The 24,243-nt window shown below is 37.6% G+C and carries 14 protein-coding genes; 6 read left to right on the forward strand and 8 right to left on the reverse strand.

The annotated features are described in order from the left end of the window. Positions 1-160 precede the first annotated feature (160 nt). Entirely contained in the window at positions 161-8,494 is an 8,334-nt protein-coding gene (locus AC2D3N_RS03870; RefSeq protein WP_484692839.1) for a glycosyltransferase, read from the forward strand. Between the two features lie 406 nt (positions 8,495-8,900). Here the strand turns inward: AC2D3N_RS03870 and AC2D3N_RS03875 are convergent, their stop codons facing one another. Beyond that, entirely contained in the window at positions 8,901-10,409 is a 1,509-nt protein-coding gene (locus tag AC2D3N_RS03875) for a UbiD family decarboxylase (RefSeq protein ID WP_484692840.1), read from the reverse strand. Positions 10,410-10,586: 177 nt separating this feature from the next. Here AC2D3N_RS03875 and AC2D3N_RS03880 point away from each other — a divergent pair, with 177 nt between their 5' ends. Genes AC2D3N_RS03880 through AC2D3N_RS03895 form a run of 4 tightly spaced genes read left to right on the forward strand, consistent with a single transcriptional unit; the run spans position 10,587 to position 16,258 of the window. Continuing rightward, positions 10,587-11,246, forward strand: coding sequence for an RNA polymerase sigma factor (locus tag AC2D3N_RS03880; RefSeq protein ID WP_484692841.1), 660 nt, complete (start codon positions 10,587-10,589; stop codon positions 11,244-11,246). A 34-nt stretch (positions 11,247-11,280) separates the two neighbouring features. Next, complete coding sequence (locus AC2D3N_RS03885; protein WP_159451485.1) at positions 11,281-12,498, forward strand: DUF1822 family protein; 1,218 nt, start codon at positions 11,281-11,283, stop codon at positions 12,496-12,498. Between the two features lie 46 nt (positions 12,499-12,544). Then, positions 12,545-13,033, forward strand: a complete 489-nt coding sequence (locus tag AC2D3N_RS03890; protein ID WP_079676672.1) for a prepilin-type N-terminal cleavage/methylation domain-containing protein — start codon at positions 12,545-12,547, stop codon at positions 13,031-13,033. Positions 13,034-13,045: 12 nt separating this feature from the next. Beyond that, complete coding sequence (locus AC2D3N_RS03895; RefSeq protein WP_484692842.1) at positions 13,046-16,258, forward strand: pentapeptide repeat-containing protein; 3,213 nt, start codon at positions 13,046-13,048, stop codon at positions 16,256-16,258. Positions 16,259-16,406: 148 nt separating this feature from the next. Here the strand turns inward: AC2D3N_RS03895 and glyS are convergent, their stop codons facing one another. From glyS to AC2D3N_RS03910, 3 genes are all read right to left on the reverse strand, one after another. Further along, positions 16,407-18,560 carry a glycine--tRNA ligase subunit beta gene (glyS, locus tag AC2D3N_RS03900; protein WP_484692843.1) on the reverse strand — a complete coding sequence of 718 codons (2,154 nt, stop codon included), beginning with the start codon at positions 18,558-18,560 and terminating at the stop codon, positions 16,407-16,409. A 160-nt stretch (positions 18,561-18,720) separates the two neighbouring features. Next, entirely contained in the window at positions 18,721-19,401 is a 681-nt protein-coding gene (locus tag AC2D3N_RS03905; protein ID WP_484692844.1) for a Uma2 family endonuclease, read from the reverse strand. Between the two features lie 151 nt (positions 19,402-19,552). Continuing rightward, positions 19,553-20,902 carry a 1-acyl-sn-glycerol-3-phosphate acyltransferase gene (locus AC2D3N_RS03910; RefSeq protein WP_484692845.1) on the reverse strand — a complete coding sequence of 450 codons (1,350 nt, stop codon included), beginning with the start codon at positions 20,900-20,902 and terminating at the stop codon, positions 19,553-19,555. 338 nt (positions 20,903-21,240) lie between these two features. Between AC2D3N_RS03910 and AC2D3N_RS03915 the strand changes: the two genes are divergently transcribed. Then, positions 21,241-21,873 carry a DUF4241 domain-containing protein gene (locus AC2D3N_RS03915; RefSeq protein WP_079676676.1) on the forward strand — a complete coding sequence of 211 codons (633 nt, stop codon included), beginning with the start codon at positions 21,241-21,243 and terminating at the stop codon, positions 21,871-21,873. On the opposite strand, the gene AC2D3N_RS03920 is transcribed toward AC2D3N_RS03915, so the two are convergent. From AC2D3N_RS03920 to AC2D3N_RS03935, 4 genes are all read right to left on the reverse strand, one after another. Beyond that, a complete protein-coding gene (locus tag AC2D3N_RS03920) occupies positions 21,854-22,411 on the reverse strand; it encodes a peroxiredoxin family protein (RefSeq protein ID WP_079676677.1) in 558 nt (185 codons plus the stop codon). The genes AC2D3N_RS03915 and AC2D3N_RS03920 overlap by 20 nt on opposite strands. A 112-nt stretch (positions 22,412-22,523) precedes the next feature. Then, positions 22,524-23,117: a peroxiredoxin gene (locus tag AC2D3N_RS03925; RefSeq protein WP_079676678.1), complete on the reverse strand. Its 594-nt coding sequence runs from the start codon at positions 23,115-23,117 to the stop codon at positions 22,524-22,526. A gap of 330 nt (positions 23,118-23,447) precedes the next feature. Next, positions 23,448-23,681: a DUF7219 family protein gene (locus AC2D3N_RS03930; protein ID WP_079677953.1), complete on the reverse strand. Its 234-nt coding sequence runs from the start codon at positions 23,679-23,681 to the stop codon at positions 23,448-23,450. 162 nt (positions 23,682-23,843) lie between these two features. Continuing rightward, positions 23,844-24,185: an ArsR/SmtB family transcription factor gene (locus AC2D3N_RS03935; protein WP_079677952.1), complete on the reverse strand. Its 342-nt coding sequence runs from the start codon at positions 24,183-24,185 to the stop codon at positions 23,844-23,846. Positions 24,186-24,243 lie beyond the last annotated feature (58 nt).

Below are 24,243 nucleotides of genomic sequence, written 5' to 3' on the forward strand. Positions count from 1 at the left end.
GGTATTGTTACTAATCTTAACGTATTTTTCATCAACAGTGCGTTTGGTGTTGTTCGGTGATCTAAATGGGTTAAGGACAAAGCTATTGATCGCCCCGGCACTCGCGCGCAGTAATATAGTAAAAGATTTTTCGCACAGTTCAGTTTAAGGTCAAACCATAGTGCAAGTTGAAAGTCAATCAAAACTCACCCAAAATTCCCTTTGTAAAATTTGTAGTTCCTTATCTCCCTATTTTGCTCAAGCTACAATTTTAAATCGCTATGCTGTTGATTATTTTAAATGTTCAGTTTGTGGATTTGTCCAAACTGAAAAGCCCTATTGGTTAGAGGTCGCTTATGCTGATCCAATTGCCATTAGTGATGTCGGATTAGTGTCACGCAATTTTAAATTTTCTCAAATCACTCAGGAATTAATTATATCATGTTTTAATCCCAAAGGCAAGTTTTTAGATTATGGCTGCGGTTATGGTTTATTTGTGCGGTTGATGCGGGATTTTGGGTTTAATTTTTATGGCTATGATCAATATTGTCAAAATATATTTTATCAGGGATTTGAAGGAAATCAACAAGAAAACTATGATTTAGTTACGACTTTTGAAGTGTTTGAACATTTTGTTAATCCCCTGGAGGAAATTGAAAAATTATTGAAGTTTTCCAAAAATTTATTATTCAGTACCCAACTACTTCCGGCGGATCATCCTCAACCGGATCAATGGTGGTACTATGCTCTCCATGAAGGTCAACATATTTCTATTTATACCTATCAATCTTTATTAAAAATAGCTGAGAAATTCAAGTTAAATTTATATTCTGATGGCAGTAGTTTACATCTATTAACCGAACAAAAAATATCAGGATCAGCATGGAAAAAAGCCATATCTATAGAAATTTCTCCCCAGACTTTACCCTCACTCACGGAACAGGATTTTTTAAAAGCTGTAGCTAGTCGTCAATCGATGAATCCTGATCAGCAATCAATTAAAATTATTATTGATGGTGTATTTTTCCAAATTCGTAACACTGGAATTGCGAGGGTGTGGAAATCCTTACTAGAAATTTGGTCTACCCAGGGTTTTGCTCAACAGATTATTGTTTTAGACCGAGAAGGCACTACCCCTAAAATTCCTGGGATTAAATATTATCAAATTCCTGAATATAATTATGATAAAATCGAAGAAGATCGGCAATTATTACAGAAAATCTGCGATCAAGAAAATGCCGATCTGTTTATTTCTACCTATTATACAACTCCCTTAACAACAACTTCAGTTTTTATGGGATATGATATGATTCCAGAACAATTGGGACTGGATTTAACCATTCCCATGTGGCGAGAAAAACATCATGGAATTGAACGCGCATCTGCCTATATCACGATTTCTGCAAATACAGCCCAAGATTTAATTCACTTTTTCCCTAATATTCAACCCGATAAAATTACCGTCGCCCATTGTGGAGTTCCGGCTGTATTTTCCCCAGCAACCCCAGGAGAAGTTCAACAGTTTAAATTTAAAAATAGCATCAATAAACCCTATTTTATTTTAGTCGGTCAACGCTTAGGTGCGGGAGGATATAAAAATACTCTATTATTCTTTAAAGCACTCACTCAACTGAAAAATAATCGGGATTTTGAAATTGTTTGTGTTGGAGGAGAACCCACTTTAGAAGCTGAATTTTATCCCTATGCTCAACAGTTTAGAATTCATGTATTGCAACTCAGTGATCAAGAATTAAAACAGGCATATTCTGGCGCAACTGCATTAGTTTATCCCTCTAAATATGAAGGGTTTGGAATGCCTATTATAGAGGCGATGGCTTGCGGTTGTCCGGTGATTACCTGTCGAAAAGGTTCAATTCCAGAAATCGCCGGAAATGCAGCTTATTATGTGGATGAAGACCTGGTTTTAGAAATGCTACAAGCCTTAGAACAAATTCAAAAACCCGAAATTTATCAACCTTTAATTCAAGCGGGTTTACAACAATCTTCCCAATATTCCTGGTCAAAAATGGCTGACATTATTCAACAGACTCTCATTCAAACCGTGCAAAATTTAAAAACATCAACAAAACCACTGGATTTTCAAGACTTTACCTATTCTAAACGGAGTCATTTTAATCAATTTAAACGGTTTAAAGTCTATAGTAATATTAATCCCGATGCTTGTGACCTGAAAATTTATCAAGATTTATTGGTATATAATTTTATTACCCAGAATTTAGCCAAAGGTTCAAAATTATTAGAAATTGGTGGGGGAAATTCTCGGGTTTTAGAAGCATTAAAACAGGACTATGAATGCTGGAATTTAGATAAATTTGAAGGAGTAGGAAATGGCCCCAATCAAATTCAAAATTATGCCAACTCTCGGATTGTTTTAGACTATATTGGCAACTTTAATTCTGAACTTCCTGATCAATATTTTGATTGTGTTTTTAGTATTTCTACCCTAGAACATATTTCTGAAAATCAAACAACTTTTGATCAAATTACCCAAGATATTGATCGAATTTTAAGACCCGATGGTTTTTCCTTACATTGTTTTGATGTGGTAGTGAAACCCGCAGAAGTTTGGACAAATCAATTTTTACCCTATTTATTTGAGACTCAAAAAACCTTAAATTCCATGATTAATTTTGACCAAATTAAACTTGATCCTGATTTATATGGAATGTCAGAAATAGCTTATCGCCAGTTTTGGCAACCCACGACTCAAAAATCCTATCAAGAATTTGGTCAACCGATTTCCTATAATATTCTCTGGCAAAAATCCGCAATAAATGTCAGATCTGTATCTCCTCAATTGATTGTTGCTTCATCTTTACCTAAAATTTCTATTGTTACCCCTTCTTTGAATCAAGGTGAATTTTTAGAGGAGTGTATTGATTCAGTTTTAAGTCAGAATTATCCTAACTTAGAATACATGATTATGGATGGGGGAAGTACGGATAATTCCGTTGAAATTATTAAAAAATATGATAAGTATTTAACCCATTGGCAAAGTCAAGCGGATGGCGGTCATTATGCGGCGGTTAATACTGGATTTCAAAAAACCACTGGTGAAATTATGGGGTGGTTAAATTCCGATGATAAATACCATCCCGATGCTTTTTATAAACTGGCGGCGACATTTGGGCACAATAAACAGGTGGAATGGGTGATGGGAATTCCGACAGAATGGGATAGAAATGGAAGACATATTCATAGTCAAATGCAGACGCCTTTATGGTCAAGAAAAATGCTTTTAGATAAACAATGGGTCGAACAATATCAACAATTACAACATACTTGGATTCAACAAGAAAGTACATTTTGGACGCGATCGCTCTGGGAAAAAGCCGGATCAAAATTACAAACAAATCTCAACTTGGCGGGAGATTTTGAACTTTGGTTACGCTTTTCTCGTTATGCTCCTTTGTATTTATTGAGAAGTTTAATTGGCGGATTTCGTACCTATGATACCCAACGTTCTAAAATTTATCGAGAGCAATATTTTCAAGAAGTTAAGCAAATTGTTCAAGAGGAGTTACAATTAATTGAGCAAGGAAAATATCCTTCTGAACAGCCATCTCCCCCTGTAATTGTGTTGGAAGATCATCAAGTTTTAGCCTTAAAACAAAAGGTTTTAACTGCACCCAAAATTAAAGTATCTGCGATTATTTCTACCTATAATTCGGCATCAATGATGTCGGGAAGGTTAGAAAATTTAGTGAGTCAGACTTTATTTCAACAAGGAAAATTAGAAATTATTATTATTGATTCCGGTTCCCAGGAAAATGAACGAGAGATTGTTTCTGAGTTTAAAAAACAATATCCTGACTCGATTATTTATATTAAAACCGAAGAAAGGGAACCGATTTATCAAGCCTGGAATAGAGGAATTGCGATCTCCAGGGGTGAATATATCACCAATCAAAATACCGATGATCGTCTCAAATTAAATGCTTTAGAAAGGTTATCTACCTATTTAGATCAACATTCAGAAGTCATCTTAGTACACGCCGATCAGCAAGCGGTATCACCGGGAGAAGTTATTAATTTAGAACAATTAACTGGCAAACCCCACTGGAAATGGCCGGAATTTTCCCGTTTTAAATTATTATTTTCAGCCCAAGTTGGTTCTCAACCGATGTGGCGAAAATCTCTACATAATAATTATGGATTATTTGATCAAACCCTCAAGGTTCGAGGAGATCAAGACTTTTATATTAGAATTGCTAATGCGGGAGAATTCCATTTTATTCCAGAAATATTAGGGACTTTGAACTTATCAGAAAACTCCTTAAGTCATCAACAAGATTTAAGTCGTGAAGAAGAAGTTTTAATCTTTAAAAGATATACCTCCTCCCGGGAAAAGTTAGCTCAATTTTTGAATCATTCTAAAATTCAACCCACGGATCAAAACTATCAAATTTTAGTGAATAATTTATCCTGTGATTTAGCGAATCAAGTTTTATCACAGTTTCATCTCCCCTTTTATATCAAATTAATCACAGAATTATTAAACTCTGTAGTTGAATTAGGAACCCATCAACAAACAGTACAAACTAATTTATTAAGAATTTGGAACCGTTTTTCTGACCCCGCCACCCGATTTCAATTTATGAAAACCTTATCACCCCAAATCATAGAAACTTGTGATGAGCAAATTCAACTCAAAGGCGAGGGAATGGAAAAAATTGATGAGTCTCAACTTTATATTAATTTATCTAAACTCAGTCAACTTAATTCACCTCGAATTGATCCGGTTTTTTCCCCTCAACCTCGACCCTTTTGGTCGGTGATTATTCCTAGTTATAACGGTGAAAAATATATCGAACAGGTGTTAAATAGCGTTCTGAGTCAAGCACCGAATTCTGAAGAAATGGAGATTATTGTAGTTGATGATTGTTCGACTCATTTAGAAATTGAAGCTATCGTTAAAAATATTGGTAAAAATCGAGTTAAATTCTATCGACAACCGCAAAATTTAGGGTTAATTCCTAACTGGAATGATTGTATTCAACGGTCTACGGGGCAATGGATTCATCTTTTGCATCAGGATGATTTAGTCCTTCCTGGATTTTATACTCAGATGCGAGAACTGTTAGAAAAAGAACCCACCGCCGGGGCTGGATTTTGTCGCCATTATTATATTGATGAACAGGGAAAACAACGCTCCCTTTCCGCGTTAGAACAGGAAACAAATGGGATTATTTCTAATTGGTTAGAACGAATTGCTGTGATGCAGCGCATTCAATTTGCTGCGATGGTGGTTAAACGCAGTGTTTATGAAACATTAGGAGGATTTTCTGAGAATGCAGGTTCCGCCGCTGACTGGGAAATGTGGAAACGAATTTCCGCCTATTATCCTGTTGCTTATGAACCCCAACCTTTAGCCTGTTATCGTTTACATTCAACCTCAGAAAGTTCTAAGTTAATTTCCATTGGGGCTAATATTTCAGATACTTTAAAATCTATTGAACTTTCTCAATCCTATTTACCCGAAAATTTGGCAATTAATTTATCGAATAAAGCCCGAGAACATTATGGTTTATATGCCATTAATACCGCTCAACAACTGTTAGCTAATGGAGATGCTAAAGCCGTAATTGCCCAAATTCAAGAAGCCTTAAAGTGTAGTCAATCTGATGTTGTTAAACAAGCTATTATCGAGTTATTTACTCCTCAAAAACCACCTAAAGCTCAACTCAAAACCTTAACTCCGGCTCAAATTTTGGCGGAAGTTTCCCATTTAACTGAAGAATACAAGAAAACAAATAACCCAGAATCCCTGCTCAATTCCCTGCGTCAAATTCGGCAGATTGTAGCTCAATACTGGTTAGGGTTAGAATCGGATTATTTAGAAAAAACCTATGGAGGAGAAATTGGTCAAGCGCATAAAATTCTCCTCAATAGTGGGTTAAAAAATGAAGCCTTAACATCCCTAGAAAAAGCTCAACTTCAAGATTGGTATACCTATCTAAAACAAGGGTTAAATCAACCCAAAGGAATACAGTATTTATTGGCAATTATTTTATATAGCTATCCCTATCAATTATCCCCTAATTGGTATATTCAAGCTCCAATTCCTAAATGGTTTTTACCTGATTATTTTGAATTTATGTTGGCCGTCCCTCAGTTTTTCCAAGAGCGCGGGGAAACTGAACTCTATTATCGTTATTTAGAAAATTGGATTCCCTATATCCATGAGCGGTTTACCAGTCATCCTGAGTTTCCAATTTGGCAGGAATTAGCCTGGAAATTCACCCAAATTGCTAACTTTATTCCTCTATATTTTAATACCGCTAATCTCAAAGATATTTATATTAAACGGGCGGAAATTATGGAATTTGCCCTGACTCATTTGGGTTATTCCTTAGACTATCAGTTTCCCCAACGTCCAACTCGTCAAAAGATTCGCGTAGGAATTCTGAGTAATCATTTCCTACCCCAAACCGAAACCTACTCAACTTTACCTGTTTTTGAGTATTTAGATTCAACTCAATTCGAGGTGATTTTATATGCTCTACAATCGAATAATCATCCCTTAGAACAATATTGTCAAAGTCGGGTAGAACGCTTTGTAAAACTGCCTAAAAATGTCTCAGAACAGGTGCAATTAATTCGGAATGATGATTTAGATATTCTGTTAATTGGAACCAATGTAACAGCCGTTAATCACGGGATAACCCTATTAGGATTACATCGGTTAGCCCGCATTCAACTCACATCAACATCATCCTGTGTAACTACAGGAATGCGGAATATGGATTACTATATTTCGGGAACTTTAACAGAAATAAAACAGAATCCCCAAGTCCAATATCGGGAAAAATTAATTCTTTTAGAAGGGACAGCCCACTGTTTTAGTTATTATGCAACTCCCCCGGAACTTCCCCAAGTCATTCCCCATCGTTCTAGTTTAGGAATTTCTGAACAAGCGGTTGTTTTTATCTCCGGTGCAAATTTCTATAAAATTATTCCTGAACTGCGAGAAACCTGGGCTAAACTATTAGCAAAAGTCCCTAATTCGGTGTTGGTTTTATATCCCTTTAACCCCAATTGGGCATCCCAATATCGGGCGCTTCCCTGGATTAATAATTTTAAAGCCGTTTTAGCAGAATATGGGGTTGATCCGAGTCGTTTAATTATGATTAAACCCCAAGGGAGTCGCAGTGATATTAAAGAATATCTGAAATTAGCTGATATTTATTTAGACTCCTATCCTTTTTCTGGGGTCAATTCTTTAGTTGATCCCTTAGAAGTGGGTTTAGTTCCTGTTGTGCGAGATGGGGATGTGATTCCTTCGTTTTCCCCCAAAACATCCCAAGCGGGAGAGGTTTTTGTCGTCCGAGATAGTGGATCATTCCGTTCCTTGATGGCGGCTTCTTTGTTGCGATCGCTCTCTATTCCTGATTTAATTGCTAATAGTGAAGAATCCTATATTAATTTAGCGATAACCCTTGCTAATAACCCTCAACTGCGACAACAAAAAAGCCAAGAAATTCAACAAAAAATGCAGCAAAATCCTGAATTTTTGGATAGTCGCACCTACTCGACTAAAATGGGCGTAATTTTCCAACAGTTATTCCAAACTTGGCAACAAAACCAACCCAAACCGCCATCTATTCAACTCAATAGTCGAGAAGCAATTCAACAGTATTTATCGGTTTTGGTAACTCATATCAATCATTATGAATTAGAACCCCATAATCAAGCCATTGTTAATCAGTTGCGTTCTATTCGGAAAATTATGGTAGAACATTGGTTAAAAATTCCAACCGAACAGTTAGAACTAATGTATACAACGGATTTAGGAAAGGGATATCAAATTCTCTTAAATCGAGGCATTCAACGGGAACTATTAACCCCTGAAGAAGAAAAATTTGTTAACCAGATTACTCAACAGGCGATTGGACTCAAACAGTCTGATTCTTTAAATCATTTAATGGTGTTAATGTTATATTATCCCCAGGGAAAAATGGTTGTTGCTAATGCCGAAACTCGTTTACCTCAATGGTTATTAAAAGAATATCAACGGGTCTTTGAAAATCCATCAGCTTTAGAAAAAGTGACGGTATCTGATGTTAGTCAAAATCAACCATTAACTCCTATCGAATCATTCCAAAATCGGTTAATTGGATGTGTGAATTTATATAAAATTGACCCGTCTAATGCTGCTATTGTTGATGATTTACGTCAAATTCGCCGACAATTTGCTGATTTTTGGTTAGGTTTGGAAGCCACACAATTAGAATCGGTTTATCAAAGTTCATTGGGTCAAGTCTATCGAAGCCTATTATATAGTGGTTTTTCTCAAGAAAATTTAACAACTACAGAACAGCAATTCATTAAAACCTTAGCCGCTCAAATGAATCAAGAATTGAATCAAATAGAGACGATTAAACCTCTATTGGCGGTGTTATTATATTGTCGCCCTGAACAATTACAAATTCAAGATTTATCCCGTTTACCCCAATGGTTTCGTCCAGATTATGAACAGTTAAGCCATCAATAAACCAATAATATTGTTGCGCCGTTGTTGCGCCGTTGTTGCGCTTCAGCGCATCTCTTATCAAGCCTGAAGCATCAACAACAATTTTTCTATAAATGCAAATAATTATAAACACCTAGTTAAACAAACCCTGTTTTTAGGCCGTTGTTGCGCTTCAGCGCATCTCTTATAAAACCCCAAAAATCAACAACAATTTTTCTATAAATGCAAATAATTATAAACACCTAGTTAAACAAACCCTGTTTTTAGGCCGTTGTTGCGCTTCAGCGCATCTCTTATCAAGCCTGAAGCATCAACAACAATTTTTTTATAAATGCAAATAATTATGAACATTTACTTAAACAAACCCTGTTTTTAGGCTTTAGTCCAATAAGAAGTGCGCTGAAGCGCAACAACGATTTATACACTTCTATCTGATATCGTAGCCGAATAAATTGGGGTCTACTTCGGTTAAATTCAGATCATTTAATCCATATTCTGCCCAACGTCTGGTTACCATTTCGGCCGTATCAATATCTGACTCTAAAGGTTCTCCCCATTCGTGATTAGTTTCCGGAGGTATTTTTGTAGTTGCATCTATCCCCATTCTTCCCCCTAATCCGATTTTTTGACTAGCAAAATCTAAGGTATCAAAAGGCGTATCGGGAAGAATAAAAACATCTCTGGACGGGTCAACTTTTGAACTAATTGCCCATACGACTTGTCGCGGATCTCGAATATTAATACTCTTATCCACAACTATCACAAATTTGGTATAAGTAAATTGAGGTAAAGCACTCCAAAACGCTAAAGCTGCCCGTCTTGCTTGACCTGGATAAGCCTTATCAATGGAGATAATTGCAGCTTTATAACTCAGGGCTTCCATGGGGAGGAAAAAGTCTATAATTTCCGACACTTGCTGTCTTAAAATCGGGGTATAAATCCGGTTTAAAGCGATCGCCATCATTGCTTCTTCTTTGGGCGGACGACCACTAAAAGTGGTTAAATAAATCGGATCTTGACGATGGGTAATACAGTTAAATCTTACTAATGGAGAATCTTCTACACCGCCATAATATCCCATGTGATCGCCAAAGGGCCCATCGGGTAATATTTCTCCGGGGGTTATGGTTCCTTCTAATACAAATTCTGAGTCCGCCGGAACTTCTAAATCTACCGTTTTACACTTAGCTAATTGTACACCCGAACCGCCATATAATCCCGCAAATAACCATTCGGATAAATCCACAGGAATGGGAGTCGCCGCCGCCATAATAATTAACGGATCTACTCCTAATGCGATCGCAATTTCTAATTTTTTTCCCTTCTCCGCCGCCTTGCGTAAATGTCTCGCCCCACCTCTAACCGATAACCAATGGACGGTCATGGTATTTTTAGATTGTAATTGTAACCGATAAACCCCGACATTTGGTGTTCCGGTTTCACAATCTTTGGTAATTACTAATCCCAAAGTAATAATTTTTCCCGCATCTTTAGGATAGGGACGAATCATCGGAATTTGGTTTAAATCAACATCATCTCCTTCAATGATAATCTGTTGACAAGGGGGAAAAAAGTTGCGTCCGGGTTTGGCTTTAACCACATCAAATAAAACCTTGCCAAAATCAATTGCTTGGGATATCTTTTTCGGCGGTTTAGGTTGTTGTAACATCCCTAATTTTTTTCCCAATTCCTCTAACTCCTGGGGAGTTTCCATCTTCATTGACCAACAAACCCGTTGTTCTGTCCCCAACAAATTTACCGCCACCGGATAGGGTGAACCTTTGACATTTTCAAATAATAAACCAGGGCCACCAGCTTGTAACATTCGGTTAGAAATTTCCGCAATTTCTAAATCAGGATCAACTAAGGTTTTAATCCTGCGTAATTGTCCCCGTTCTTCTAACTGTTTTAAAAAGCCCCTTAGGTCTCTCGCCATTGTGTTTAAGAATTGTTACATCTATTTTTATATTATGACAGTTTTCGAGAAATAATGCGACTCTGTAGGAAAATAATATGAGTAAATTTAATTTTTTTTGAAGTTAATGCTATAACTGACTTGAGGGAAATATATCCTTTTTAAAATCATCCACTTTCCACCTAACCAGGTTTTGCTATGCGATTATCAGAACCACCAGAAGCATTGCTCAAGCGTTATCTTCAAGGAGATAGGGATGCTTGTCGAGAACTTTTGAAAGATCCTAAATATTATCAACTCTGTCAAATCATAGCCAAACACAGATTTTCAGGACAGTCCCACAACTGGGAAGATGCGGCTCAAACAGCATTTGAAAAAGTGTTAATAGAATCTTTAAGAGGTAACTTCACCCAAGGAGACCTAGAAAAATTTAATCATTGGTGTTCCAGAGTCGCCTCTAATTGTATTATAGATTTACTGCGTAAAATTAAAACAGAAAGGGAATTTTTAAAAAATCAAAGTCGAGAGATTACTAATCATCTTCCTGATATCCGAGAAGATTTAGAAACAACCGATACAAACGCCCAAATTCAAACAGCAATTATTTCTGTAGACCAAGAAAATCCCAAAAAACAGTATCTTCAAATTTGGCAAGGATTAAAATTTGAAAAAAAACAAAAGCAAATCGCTCAAGATTTAGGTTTGAAGCAATCGGAGGTTTCCAAGCGATATCGGGAATTAGCTCTTTTAGTTGGGAAAAAATTAGACTTGTTAAACGTTAAACAATTAGAGGAGGAACTAAAAAACATTCGTCAGGGTCGAAAACCCAAGCGCTCTCAAGAAAACTGGGATAACTAAAATAGCCTATTTGACCAAAAAAGGAGAACCAACAATGAAATTAATGGAAATTAACCGAGAATTGCCCATCATTAGTCCTGAAGAAATTAAACCCGGACAAATTTGGGAAGTCAGTCGTCAAGTATTCAGTCCTCTGGAATTTACCCCAGAAGAAAAACAGCATTTTTATTCCCCTGCTATTTTTGATTTTCTCAATGGAAATACACCGCCTCGCTATGTGATAATTGTCACGGAACCGGAACTAGAAATCGACGAAACACCGGAATGGCAAGTTATTTCGGTGATGTTACTGTCTGTAAAAACTGACTATCTTAGTTCAACTAATCTCTTAATTCCGACAACAATTTCCGGTTTAAAACAGGATGTAATTGCAGAAACTTGCAATGTAATTCCGATGCTAACTTGTAATTTATTAAGACCTGTAGGAAAACGATTATCTCGGAAAATTTATGACCTTTTATTAGATATGGGAGACTTTGAACAAGGATTTATTGAAAAAGCTCCTAGTTTAGAAGAAATTTTAGCTTTGGGTTTGAATAAGGGAACTACAAATAACCCCGAATTTCAGCAACAGGAATTAGACTGGAAAACCCTATTAGAAGTTCCGGTGGTGGCTTATCATCTCTATGTAAAAGCAGTGTTGACATTAGATGAAACCTTATTATTAGAACAACTCAAGGCAAAAGTAACGACACAACCTATTCCCTTAAATCAATGGTTTCAGGGAATTGTTCAGACGGGATGGCAAACTTTTGAGGAGGTTGTTGGAATATTTTCTGCAACTCCCGCGTTAGAAGGATGGAGAGGTAAATCAAACCCTGAGTTCCCAGGAGGTGAAGCGGAAATAACCCAGATTGAAACCTTAGTTAAACAAATTCAAACCACCGAAGATGATGGCATTCTTTGGAATGCTGTAGCAACTTTGCGACAGTTGCAACCGCACCATTCTGTTTTAGGGGTGAGAAAAGTTAAGTCGATTAATATTCAGGAAACAGCCTTAGTTTTAACTATGAACTTGATTTCCAGAGTTAAGGAAGAAGTGCGGATTTTATTGGAAGTTTATTCTACAGATAAATCGCCTCTCCCTAAAGATTTAAAAGTAATAATTTTAAATGATAAAAAAGATATTGTATTGGAGGATACCGCAGAGAATGAAATTGTATCAATTGCGTTACAAGGCTTGATCGGAGAAAAATTTAGTGTCAAAATAACAACCAAAGATGATTTTATCCTGGAAGATTTTTTGATTTAGATTTTGTCTGAAAAATTGTTCAACCGAACTTACCCAGACCTAACCCATGAAACCTATATTCCGTCTCGGTGCATCTCAGCGTAACTCGAAATTCTCTGATCAAGGATTTACCTTGATTGAGTTATTAGTTGTTATTATAATTATTGGCATTTTGTCAGTAATTGCAACTTCCTCATTTCTAAAATTTATCAATCGGGCTAAAGAGACTGAAGCAATAAAAATTCTTAACTATTTAGAAAAACTACATGAAAGTTATATTAATGAAAATCAAGTATTAGCAACATCATTAACAGCATTAGAATATAATGGCAAAACCGAAACGGAAAACTATTCTATTGAATTTTTCTCAGATAATACGATATTACATGGAGCCATCCATATTGCCAGGTCAAAAAAAAATGAGTTGAATTCCTATATTCAAATTATTTATCTAAAAAACAATAAAATCAAATGTGAAGCTGTTCCTATTTCTAACCCAGATCCTTTATTTCTGCTTATACAAGTGTCGATAAATCCCAAAAAATTCTGTCCTTAATTATCAAAAAATATGTTATCTAACTCTTTCCATTCTCAAGCCGAAAAAAATTATCAAAATCGTTCTTTTAAAGGAAAAGATTTATCCCTAGAAGACTTTTCTAATGCCGATATTCGGGGTTGTGATTTTAGTGAAGCCAACCTCACGGGAGCTAACTTTCGAGGGGCTAAAGCGGGATTATCACAACAGGGCATTTACCGCAGTTTATTGATAGCAGCAGCCCTATCAGGATTAGCAGGAGCCGCTGCTACACTAGCCGTTGGTCAACCGATTGCATTGATGACTCCTAAACCCGAACCAATTGTGCCATTTATGGTAAGTTTTATCGTGGGATTAATTGTGATTTTTGTGAATGGTATCCTATTAATATCTAGTCTCAAAAATGGGTTAGAAAAAACAATTCAAAATCTAGGAATTACGATTGCAGTTTTGATTCCTGTCGGGGGAATTTTAGCTGCATTAGGAAATGCTAAAACTCCGATTTTATCAGAGTTGCGAGTTTTTAGAATCAGCTATTTAATGAACTCAAACCAAATAGGAAACCCAATTCCGGCTCTGATTGTCACCCTTACAGCTTCAATGGGAGCCACGCTAACAGTTATTTTTACCTTAGCTTTAGCCATTGCGATCGCAACTATTACCTTAAACAAAATCTTCAAATTATTAATTATTATCGAAGCATTAGCAATTGGAATTATTGCCAGTGCTATTGTCACTAGAAATGCCGATGATAGAGTTTTTGAAGTGTTTTCCGTAGTTAATGGAGAGCCAGCCCCCTTACCTGCCATCATCACCCTAATTGCCTTAGTAATATTATCAATAATTTTAGCAACTATTCTGATATTAGTGAGTAGTAATATTGGCAATAAAGTTTTAAAAGAAGAAGAAAAATATTCAATTATTCGACAATTTGCGATCGCAATTTCTGCCTGGGGCGGGACTTCCTTTGTCAAAGCCAACCTAACCCAAGCCCATTTTAATCAAGCCCTATTAAAAAGTACCGACTTTAGCGATGCTAATATCAAGCATACACGCTGGTATCAAGCCGAAAAATTAGAATGGGCAAAAGTCGGAAACACGATTTTAGAAAATGCCCAAGTCCGAGAATTACTTGTTAGTTTAGATGGATATAGAAAAACATTTATTGGTCTGAATTTAAGAGAAGCAAACTTAATGAATGCTAACCTAGAATATGCTAATTTAAGAGGATCTGATCTGAGTGAAGCTACCTTAGAAACAGCCAATTTAGAATGGGCAAACCTCGCCCAAACTCAAGCCATCGGGACTAATTTTAGAGAAGCGCGTTTAACCGGGTCTTATGGTTTAAGCACTTGGAATATTGACAACACCACTAATTTATTATGGGTGAATTGTAAGTTTATTTATCTATTAGAATATCCCAAACCCGCAACCGATGACCGCGAACGTCGCCCCAGTAGCGGAGAATTTGGGCCGGATGAATTTACTAAATTATTTCAAGAAGCGATAGATACCGTTGATTTAATCTTCCGAGAAGGAGTTGATTGGCGAGCGTTTATTTATTCCTTTAAAAAAGTTCAAGTTGAAAACTCAGAAACCGAATTAACTATCCAAAGAATTGAAAATAAAGGCGATGGCGTGTTTATTGTGCGGGTGCAGGTTCCCCCCGAAACGGATAAAGCCAAAATTCATCAAAACTTTACTCAAACCTATCAGGAAACCTTACAAACCTTAGAAGCAGAATATCAAGATAAATTAAAAATCAAAGACTCAGAAATTGCTAACTATCGTGAACGTAGTTCTAATATGACTGAAGTAATTCGGCTATTAGCAAGTCGAGAAATTACTCAAGACCGTAAATTTATCAAAAAATCTCCCCTAGTTGTAGGTAAATTAGTAATTTTAAAGATTATTAAAGGAGACTTTAAAACTGGGTTCACGGTGATGTTACAATTAGGACAAGATGGAATGTTACCTAGTACAGAAATTTCCGGTTCTTTGCCCCCCTTTCCTGAACTAGAAGCCACCTATCAACAGTGGAAAATCCTTTATCATAAACTTCAACTTCCTGTGAGGATTAGTGGGAGAAAAGTTAATCTTTTTTCCTCTGAAGATGTATGTAAAGAGTCGGCAAAACTGTTAGAAAAACACCTCAAAACCTGGTTGAAATCAGAAGAATTTTATCCCCTGAAAGATCGATTACAACAAAAATTGAATTCAACAGATGAAATTCGATTGATTCTGCAAACAGAACATCCGACATTGCTGCGACTTCCTTGGCAAGTTTGGGAGATTTTTGAACATTACCCCAAAGCGGAAATTGCCTTGAGTTTACCCCAATACGACCAAGTGGAATCTGTTAATTTAAACCTACCGAGAACGCGAGTTAGAATTTTAGCGATTTTAGGAAATAATCAAGATATTAATGTTCAGAAAGATCGAGCGATTTTACAACAGATTATCGGTGCGGATGTGACAGTTTTAGATCAACCCCAACGGTTAGAAGTGGATGTTCATCTCCGCGATGAAATTGGCTGGGATATTCTGTTTTTTGCCGGACATAGTTTAACCGAGAAAGAATCGGGTATTATTCATATTAATCCGACGGATTATTTAACCATTTCTGATTTAAAATATTCCCTCCGATTTGCTGTTAATCGAGGGCTGAAATTAGCCATTTTTAACTCCTGTGATGGGTTAGGGTTAGCGCGGGATTTAGCGGATTTACAAATTCCTCAAATTATTGTGATGCGAGAACCCGTCCCTGATACTATTGCTACGGAATTTTTAAAATATTTTCTCCTAGCATTTTCTAAGGGAAAAACCTTATATACAGCCGTGCGCGAAGCCAGAGAAAAACTCCACGCTAAAGAAGATCAATATCCCTGTGCGAGTTGGTTGCCAATTATTTTTCAAAATCCGGCAGAAATGCCCTTAATTTGGGATGATTTACGGGGTTTATCTTCAACAATAACTGATGGGAAAACCAGTTTAGAAGATTTAGCAAAATTACGAGAACTATTTGAACAAAATCTTGATTTATCCCCTTTAGAACAGGCGAATATTTTAGAGCAATTGCAAGCTTTATTTCAAATAGTACCCATGCCTCCCTCGGAGCTTAAACAACGTTTAGGAAGTCAATCTTTAATGGTGATTAAAGGGACTATTGCTGATTTTCCCCCTACCTCGGAATTTAAGCAACAGTGTCAACAGTTATTAAGTCGTATTGGTCAGGATATCTTATAACCGTTGTAGGGGGAGTAGGTTTAGTCATTCTTTTGCTATTGTTTCAGTCTCGCAAGCGGGATTATTTTAATTGAAAGTTCACGAAAATCATAGTAAACCGAAACAATTCTCCTGTCTAGTGGAATCTTATATGATATTGCGATCGCCCTTAACTTTTAACAATTGCCCCAAAATCCGCTAAAACCCGGGCATGATTTCTTAATAACCCCAATAAATTCAAACGATTACGTTGAATATTGGGATCATCATCCATCACTAAAACACTTTCAGGGCCATCAAAAAAACTGCTCACCGTTGGGGTGATTTCTGCTAAGGCTTCCACTAATTGACGATAATTTCGCGTAGCTTGAGAGGCTTGGGTTCGAGGCACTAACTGTACCAAAGCCTGATAAAATTCCCGTTCTGAGGACTTTTGAAATAACTCGGGATTAACTGTCATTTCCGGTTGCAATTCCAGGGTGTTTAAATCTCCTTGTTTCGCCAAACGAGTTGAACGATTAACGGTTTCATAAATTTGGTTTAAACTGCCATCTTTACGAATAGTTTGGAGGAACAAAGCCCGATCTCGAACATCTAACAAATCCTGTAACGCCCGTTCTTGATATTCCAGATCATTCTCTCCTAAAACCGCATTCACCAAATCATAATCAATCGCTTTTTCATCCTGCAATAAAGTTCTAATTCGTTGCAGGAAAAAATCATATAATTCATGATTTAATCCTAAAATTGCATTAGGAAAAGTATTAACAAAATCCACCGCAATTTGTTTCAGGAGTTGATATAAATTTAAGGGTAAATCCGTCGCCCAAATAATATTAACCACCGCATTCGCCGCCCGACGTAAAGCAAAGGGATCGGAGGAACCCGTGGGTAACATTCCCAAACCAAAAATACTGACTAAAGTATCGAGTTTATCAGCTAAACCTACTACTTGACCGACTAGGGTTTGGGGTAAATTATCCGTAGCATTCCGTGGTAAATAATGTTCAAAAATTGCCGTTGCTACCGCTTCGGGTTCTCCCCCTTCTCGAGCATATTTTTCCCCCATTACTCCTTGTAATTCGGGAAATTCATAGACCATTTGGGTAACTAAATCCGCCTTACATAATAACGCAGCCCGTTGAATTGAATCGCGATCAGATTCACTAATATTCAGTTGATCACTAATCCAATTCGCAATTTTACCAATCCGATTCACCTTATCCCGAACTGAACCTAAATCCTCTTGAAAAGTCACCGCTTCTAAGGAGGGCAAATAGCTTTCTAAAGGATTTTTTAAATCGGATTGATAGAAAAATTGTCCATCGGCTAACCTCGCCCGAATTACTCTTTCATTTCCCGCCGCAATCAAATCGGATTTAGCCGGATCTCCATTAGAAATCGTGATAAAATAGGGCTTTAAGGGCGATGAATTTTTGGTTTCCGTTGTTAATATCGGAAAGTACCGTTGATGGGTCACCATGACGGTTTTAATCACCTCTGCGGGTAAATCTAAAAATTCCTGATCAAAGGTTCCGACAACCGCCGTCGGCCATTCCACTAAATTAACGACTTCTGCTAATAAATCTTCAGGAATTTCGGCCTCTCCCCCCACACTATTCGCCGCGATTTTAACTTCTTTTTGAATAGTCCGAATTCGTTCCTGGGGGTCAACTTGAACAAAGGCTTTTTTGAGAGATTCAGCGTAGGTTTTAGCATGGGAAATAGAGATCGGTTCAGGATGTAGAACCCGATGTCCGTGGGAAATACGATCGCTTTTAACTACTTCTGAACCACTAACCAATGTAATCGGTAAAACCCGATCTTCTAATAATGCAATTAACCAGCGAATCGGCCGGGGAAATTTCAAATCCCCATCCCCCCAACGCATAAACCGTTTCCCTTCTAATTTGGTAATCCATTCCGATGTTAATTCAGCTAAAATTTCCGCCGTTAACCGACCGGGAATTTTCTTTAAAACAAAGACAAAATCCCCTTTAGAAGTCGGACGAATTTCTAAATCTTCTAAGGTCACGCCCTGTTTTTTAATAAATCCTTCCGCCGCCGGAGTTGGTTTTCCATCTTTAAAAGCGGCAGAAGCTGGGGGGCCTTTAATTTCTTCTTCTCGGTCGGGTTGGTGGCTAGGAAGTCCCTCAATGACCACCGCCAACCTTCGAGGAGTTCCGTATACTTGAACCGACTCGAAAGTTAAAAATTGTTCACTGAGACTAGCTGGAATTTTCTGTTTCCACTGTTGAATGGCGGTTTCAACAAAGGTGGCTGGTAATTCTTCTGTACCCACTTCAAGTAAAAAACTAACCATAGGAAATTTTATAAAGAATGTTACTAAGACAATTAAGGTGACCAACAATTACCATAGCAGGTTAGGGGGTCATTTCTCAAGGGTTAATCATTTTTTGAGAATTTTTAATCCCCGTGGAGACGCGCCATGGCTCGTCTCTACAGGATTTTTGAAAATGTCTTTATTCCATCGGTTCGATACCTAAAGATCGCAATTGTTCGGCTAAACGTTCAGCCCGATTTTGTGCTTCATTAGCCCGATTTTCTGCTTTTAATGCCGCTTCTTCAGGGGTTGAGACCAGATCACCTTCTGAAGTAAAATACCGTAGTTTTTCTTGGTAAATTCCTAGAAACAACCCTAATACTTCACTTTCTAATAATCCTGCGGTATTGGGAATAATTTCTTGATATTCCTGTCCGACTAATTTAAAACCATTTAGTTCTAAATCATCGGGAGAAAACCAGAAATATTCTTGGGTTCTAAATTGATCTTGATATAAATTCTTTTTAGTCGTTTTATCGGTTTCTGCCGTTGAGTTAGAAAGAAGTTCAATAATTAAATCGGGATATTTCCCTTCTTCTTCCCAAACTACCCAGGATTTTCTTGGCTGTTTAGAAGTATTTCTCACCAAGAAAAAATCAGGCCCGCGAAAGTCTCGATTTCTCAGTTGTTGACGGCTAAAATAGATGGTTAAATTTGCCCCAATAAAATAATCTGTTCTATCTCTCCATAACCAATCTAAACAAGACACTAACAACGCTAACTGGAGATAGTGTAACGTACTTTCCATTTCTATATACTCACTTTCAACCTGAGTACCATCGGGCATTAATGCCTCGAATTGTTCTGCGGTAATTGACATTTCCGTTCCTCCTCATTTGAGGTTGGGTTAATTTATTATATAGCAAGTATCAAGGAATTGCTTAAAAGTAGGATTACGATGATTAACCCTAAAAAAACGACTTTCAGTGTGTAGGGGCGAGGCGCGCCTCGCCCCTACGATGAATGGGATTTTAATGCTCAATCATCTGTTCTAAAGCATTCTGTAAATCCTGGGTTAAATTAGCAACCGCTTGACGACGGTTTGTTTGATAATCTGACCATTTTTCAGTCACAGAAATCGGTTCACCAATGGTTAATTTAGCGCGTTTTTTTCCTAAATGGGGACGTTTTTGAGGGTTTTCTCCCTTTAATCGAGTTACCATTGTCCAAACAATTAAAGTGGTTTCGGCAAAACGATCAAAAGTCGGATTTTCTTTAATATAACTGCCTGTTACCCCCACAAAACTTTCCACTAATCTCATATTCCACATTCGTAAACTGGCTTCGGTTGCTACCCGATCTGCTAATCCCAATTCTACGGCCGACCAGGTATCATTTGCCTTAAGATCATAGCGATAAATACAATCCCACCCCGCCTGTTCTAAGCGACGACAACGACTACTTAAATCTCCCATGGGTTTGAGATTAAAATATTCTTCAGCAACGGTTAAAGCAATGTCTAATAATCGTTTAATGCGATCAGAAAAATCAAGGGTTTCATCTGGGGGAATATTCCGATAATAAAATTGACGATAAAAATTTTCCATGATATCTAATAAATGATTTCCTAACCGAATTAAACGGCTATAGAGAGATGCAAAGGTTAAGTCTGGGGTAGATGGGGGTAAGTTACAATCCCTTTCTAATTGGGCAATTAATTTTTCTAAATCTTCCCAATTATCTTTAATATAAAAATACTGTATACCAACCGGAACTAAATAAACTTCTTCCGAGCGTTCAGCTTTTTTTAAATCCTCAACACACCAAAATCCTAATTGAGAAATTCCGGGTTCTAAAGGACTAATATTTTGATTATGTCCATTGGTTGCCCCTTCCGGTGCAGCAGCTAAAGGAAATTGACCATTAATAAATAAATCCCGGGCTGATCGTAACCCTAAACGATCTACTTTCCCCCTTAAAATCGGTGTTCCTCCTAATTTTGGAAATAACCAAGAAACTATGTTTCCTGCCCATAAAGGAATCCCTCGATCATACATAAAATGGGCATGAATAGGATTATATAAGACCATTTCCTGTTGTTTGGCACTTTCAGGAACAAATCGCCATAATAATTGACTGATACAATAGGGATCATCCGTATTGGGATGACGAAAAGCTAATAAAAATCTAATTTTTCCGCTTTGAAATTGTTGATAAAGATTAACTAATCGTTCGATTTGTTCTACCTTAATTTCAACTAGGGGCGTTTTCCATTTCATCCAAAATGGTATCCCCCATTGACAGACTTTTAGCACCAAAGGGTTAAAATTAGGCGGAATAAAATCTAGGGTGGGTTGTATATTTTTAATCAGATTAGCCATAAATTAGGGTCGAATCAATGTAATAAGTATTAAAGCGGATTGAACTCAACTCATTATTATAGCAATCCATCAGAATTTTGTTGTAATATTTGATTCCAGGGATTTCTGATCAAACCCCTGTTCTAGTTTGGCTTTGGAGGGACATCAATCCTAGATTTTTTGATAATTCCTGACCATAAATTAAGTAAAAAGACTTATCATAGAACCCTTGAATTGTTCTGTCAATCTCTAAAATTTACCCATAATTCGTTACAATGACAACCAAACTTTACCTCTAAAAACGGTTTGCTTTAAAAGGACAAATCATCAAGTTTTCACTTAGAAGGCAGATAGAAAGGATGAATCCCACTGACTTGAATCAAGCATTTCAACATGGTTATTGTTTTCAAACTACCCTTGATCAACATAACGATCAAATTACCTATTCCGTCCATACCCTCGGTGAATTAGTTTTAACCTCTGGGAAAATTGCCGTTTGTGATCCTTTGGTTGTCCCTAATTCTCATCTGTGTTTGACTCAAACCCTAGCTGCGGGTCGTTATCCGGTGAAACTGAGTATCGCCACATTCCATGACCAAAAAGAGCAACGGGTCGCCTATGGGATGTTAGTTATTCGAGATCAACCTGCGGTTCGATGGGAATTAGCGCTATCTTCTCAAAAGGATCAAGAATCGGGTTATACCGTCACTTCTGGGACGGGATGTTTTATTGATGGGGAAGTGGTCAAATACTTATCTTCTCTTTCTGATAGTGAGTTTGAAAGTTATTATCATCATTTGGATCAAGTCTTAGATCAGACCTATGTTGATACCTGGGATTGGACAAATTTCTGTTTAGATGAATCAACCGGATTGAATATTATTGCCTTTCATTCCGGTTGGGGTGAGGGTTGTTATCCTTCCTATTGGGGTTATGATTCCCAGGGAAATCCAGTCTGTTTAGTCACGGATTTTAGGCTTTGGGACTCGTGAGGGGATCGACTACTTCCAATAGGGTTTTAATACTAGCATTGTAATCAAAAAAAGAAAACAAATGTTTATATTGCAAGATGCCCTTTTTGTCTAAGACAAACTGCCCGGGTAAGGGCGCCCCCAGGGCTTGTCCCACTTGATACAACTGGAAAATGCCACAGCTTGGATTACTCAGTAATGGCATTTTTAACCCCAGATCTTTGACTACAATTTTGCTTTGGCGTTCATCGGTACTGGTAATCATCAAAACTTCTATTCCCCTTTGCACAAAGGCTTCATAATTTTCATTCAGCGCTCTAACATGGGGATAACACCAGGGACAATATTGTTTTTCGGTAAAAATGCGGGTAAAGGCTAAAATCACGGGGCGATCGCCTCGAAACTGAGATAACCGCACTAATTGACCATTGGTAATATCGGGTAATTGAAAATCGGGGGTTTTCAACCCTATCTGTAAATTGCTAGTGGCGGGGATCGGAAAAAAGTTATTCCAAAATCGACGATTAATTAAACCCGTAAAATCGTTAGAAGTCAGCATAATAGTTTGTGGTTTGTACTCATCTTAGTGTAAAACAATCTTACGGAATAGACGAAACCCGCCCTCACACAATTGTAAAGACGGGTTCCTAAATCTTGTCTAAAACCTAATCTTAGACCGCCGCAAAGAATTCTTTGGACTTGACGGGATCGGGGATCATGGTTTTGTCGCCCGGTTGCCAACCCGCAGGACAGACTTCATCGGGGTGAGCTTGAACATATTGCAGGGCTTGCAGTGTCCGCAGAGTCTCATCCACGTTACGACCAAAGGCGAGGTTATTGATCGTGGCGTGTTGAATCACCCCTTCTTTGTCAATGATGAACAAACCGCGCAGAGCAATTCCAGCTTCAGGATCAAGCACGTTATAAGCAGTGCTGATTTCTTTTTTCAGGTCAGCCACCAGTGGATAGTTGAGATCGCCCACACCACCGGATTTGCGATCGGATTGAATCCAAGCGAGGTGAGAAAAGGCACTATCGACGGAAACCCCAAGAATTTGAGTATTGAGTTTGCTGAATTCTTCGGCGCGATCGCTAAAGGCAGTAATTTCAGTTGGGCAAACAAAGGTAAAGTCTAAGGGGTAGAAGAACAGAACCACATACTTACCCCGATAGTCAGACAGGGAAATGTCTTTGAACTCCTGGTCAACAACGGCCGTTGCTTTAAAATCCGGGGCGACTTGGCCAACACGCAGGCTCTCAGCCATGAATAATACTCCTTAAACTGACGATAGTATAGTTTCGTTGCAGAAAATCAGGATAATTTTGATCCCGATTGTCTGGCCATTTTACGATTTATTACAACTATATCATAGTCGAAATGAGTACAGTTAGACAAGACTCAGCGGGACTTAAACAAAAATCAAGATAGAACAAACGATTATGTATTGGTTGGCAATTAATCGAGAATGGACGGCGATCTCGGAATTACAGGCAGACATTAATTGATATAGAAACAACTCTGCCAAAATCCAGACTAAAAATAAAGGGTGCAGTTGATCTGCGCCCTTTATTTTAGTGATTCTATATTCAGGCTATTATCCGGCTTTTTTGTCAATTCCCAGATGTTGTTTACTCTCTCGAAGTTGTTCCCACAAGATTTCGATTTGTACATAAGATTCTTCTGCTGAAAGTTTTCCCCCGGTTTGGAGGCCAACGATAAACTCCACCTTCTGAGCAAATTCCTGCAAATTAGCATTAAACACGATATTTTCAGGTGTAGCATTGCCTCGATAACGAGAACTCCAATAAAAGGAACCCAGGTTGGTCATTGGTCTCAGACTCCAATTTACATGATTGTTTATTTTTACATAGAATGCCGGATTTTGAATCGGCTTACAAAGTATACCTTGATACTTTAATTATAGCCCGATCAATTCCATCCAGTGTTTATTAAAAAGAAGACAATTCTATTAACAACTATACAGCCTCCCTTAATCACAATCTGAGTGGGAGGTTGAAATGGGACTCGCATGGTAATGCTCGGCTAAATAGGCTTCTAGGACTCCAAACTGGCTAGGGTTTAGACGATAGTAAATCCAACGTCCCTCTTGCCGACTTCCCAATAATCCGGCTTCCTTCAAAATTTTTAGGTGAAAAGATAGTTTAGACTGATTGACGGCTAACTGTTCGCAAAGTTCACAAACACACAATTCTTTTTCTCGTAACAGATTAATAACCTGCAAACGCAGAGGGTCAGATAGGGCATGAAACCCGGCCAAAACGGTTTTGACGGCGGGAACCGCAGAAACCTCTATTACATTTTTTGCAACCATCCAAGCTCTCCTAAATCGAGGTTCATAGCTCTAGCTTATCATTTTATTTTCGTGACTT

This window comes from Planktothrix sp. PLAVEN19ND (assembly GCF_057220675.1).

Bases quoted from the DNA above. Each gene is read 5' to 3' on its own strand.
- AC2D3N_RS03875 (WP_484692840.1), bottom strand. From the start codon at position 10,409: ATGGCGAGAGACCTAAGGGGCTTTTTAAAACAGTTAGAAGAACGGGGA.
- AC2D3N_RS03880 (WP_484692841.1), top strand. From the start codon at position 10,587: ATGCGATTATCAGAACCACCAGAAGCATTGCTCAAGCGTTATCTTCAA.
- AC2D3N_RS03885 (WP_159451485.1), top strand. From the start codon at position 11,281: ATGAAATTAATGGAAATTAACCGAGAATTGCCCATCATTAGTCCTGAA.
- AC2D3N_RS03890 (WP_079676672.1), top strand. From the start codon at position 12,545: ATGAAACCTATATTCCGTCTCGGTGCATCTCAGCGTAACTCGAAATTC.
- AC2D3N_RS03895 (WP_484692842.1), top strand. From the start codon at position 13,046: ATGTTATCTAACTCTTTCCATTCTCAAGCCGAAAAAAATTATCAAAAT.
- glyS (WP_484692843.1), bottom strand. From the start codon at position 18,560: ATGGTTAGTTTTTTACTTGAAGTGGGTACAGAAGAATTACCAGCCACC.
- AC2D3N_RS03905 (WP_484692844.1), bottom strand. From the start codon at position 19,401: ATGTCAATTACCGCAGAACAATTCGAGGCATTAATGCCCGATGGTACT.
- AC2D3N_RS03910 (WP_484692845.1), bottom strand. From the start codon at position 20,902: ATGGCTAATCTGATTAAAAATATACAACCCACCCTAGATTTTATTCCG.
- AC2D3N_RS03915 (WP_079676676.1), top strand. From the start codon at position 21,241: ATGAATCCCACTGACTTGAATCAAGCATTTCAACATGGTTATTGTTTT.
- AC2D3N_RS03920 (WP_079676677.1), bottom strand. From the start codon at position 22,411: ATGCTGACTTCTAACGATTTTACGGGTTTAATTAATCGTCGATTTTGG.
- AC2D3N_RS03925 (WP_079676678.1), bottom strand. From the start codon at position 23,117: ATGGCTGAGAGCCTGCGTGTTGGCCAAGTCGCCCCGGATTTTAAAGCA.
- AC2D3N_RS03930 (WP_079677953.1), bottom strand. From the start codon at position 23,681: ATGACCAACCTGGGTTCCTTTTATTGGAGTTCTCGTTATCGAGGCAAT.
- AC2D3N_RS03935 (WP_079677952.1), bottom strand. From the start codon at position 24,185: ATGGTTGCAAAAAATGTAATAGAGGTTTCTGCGGTTCCCGCCGTCAAA.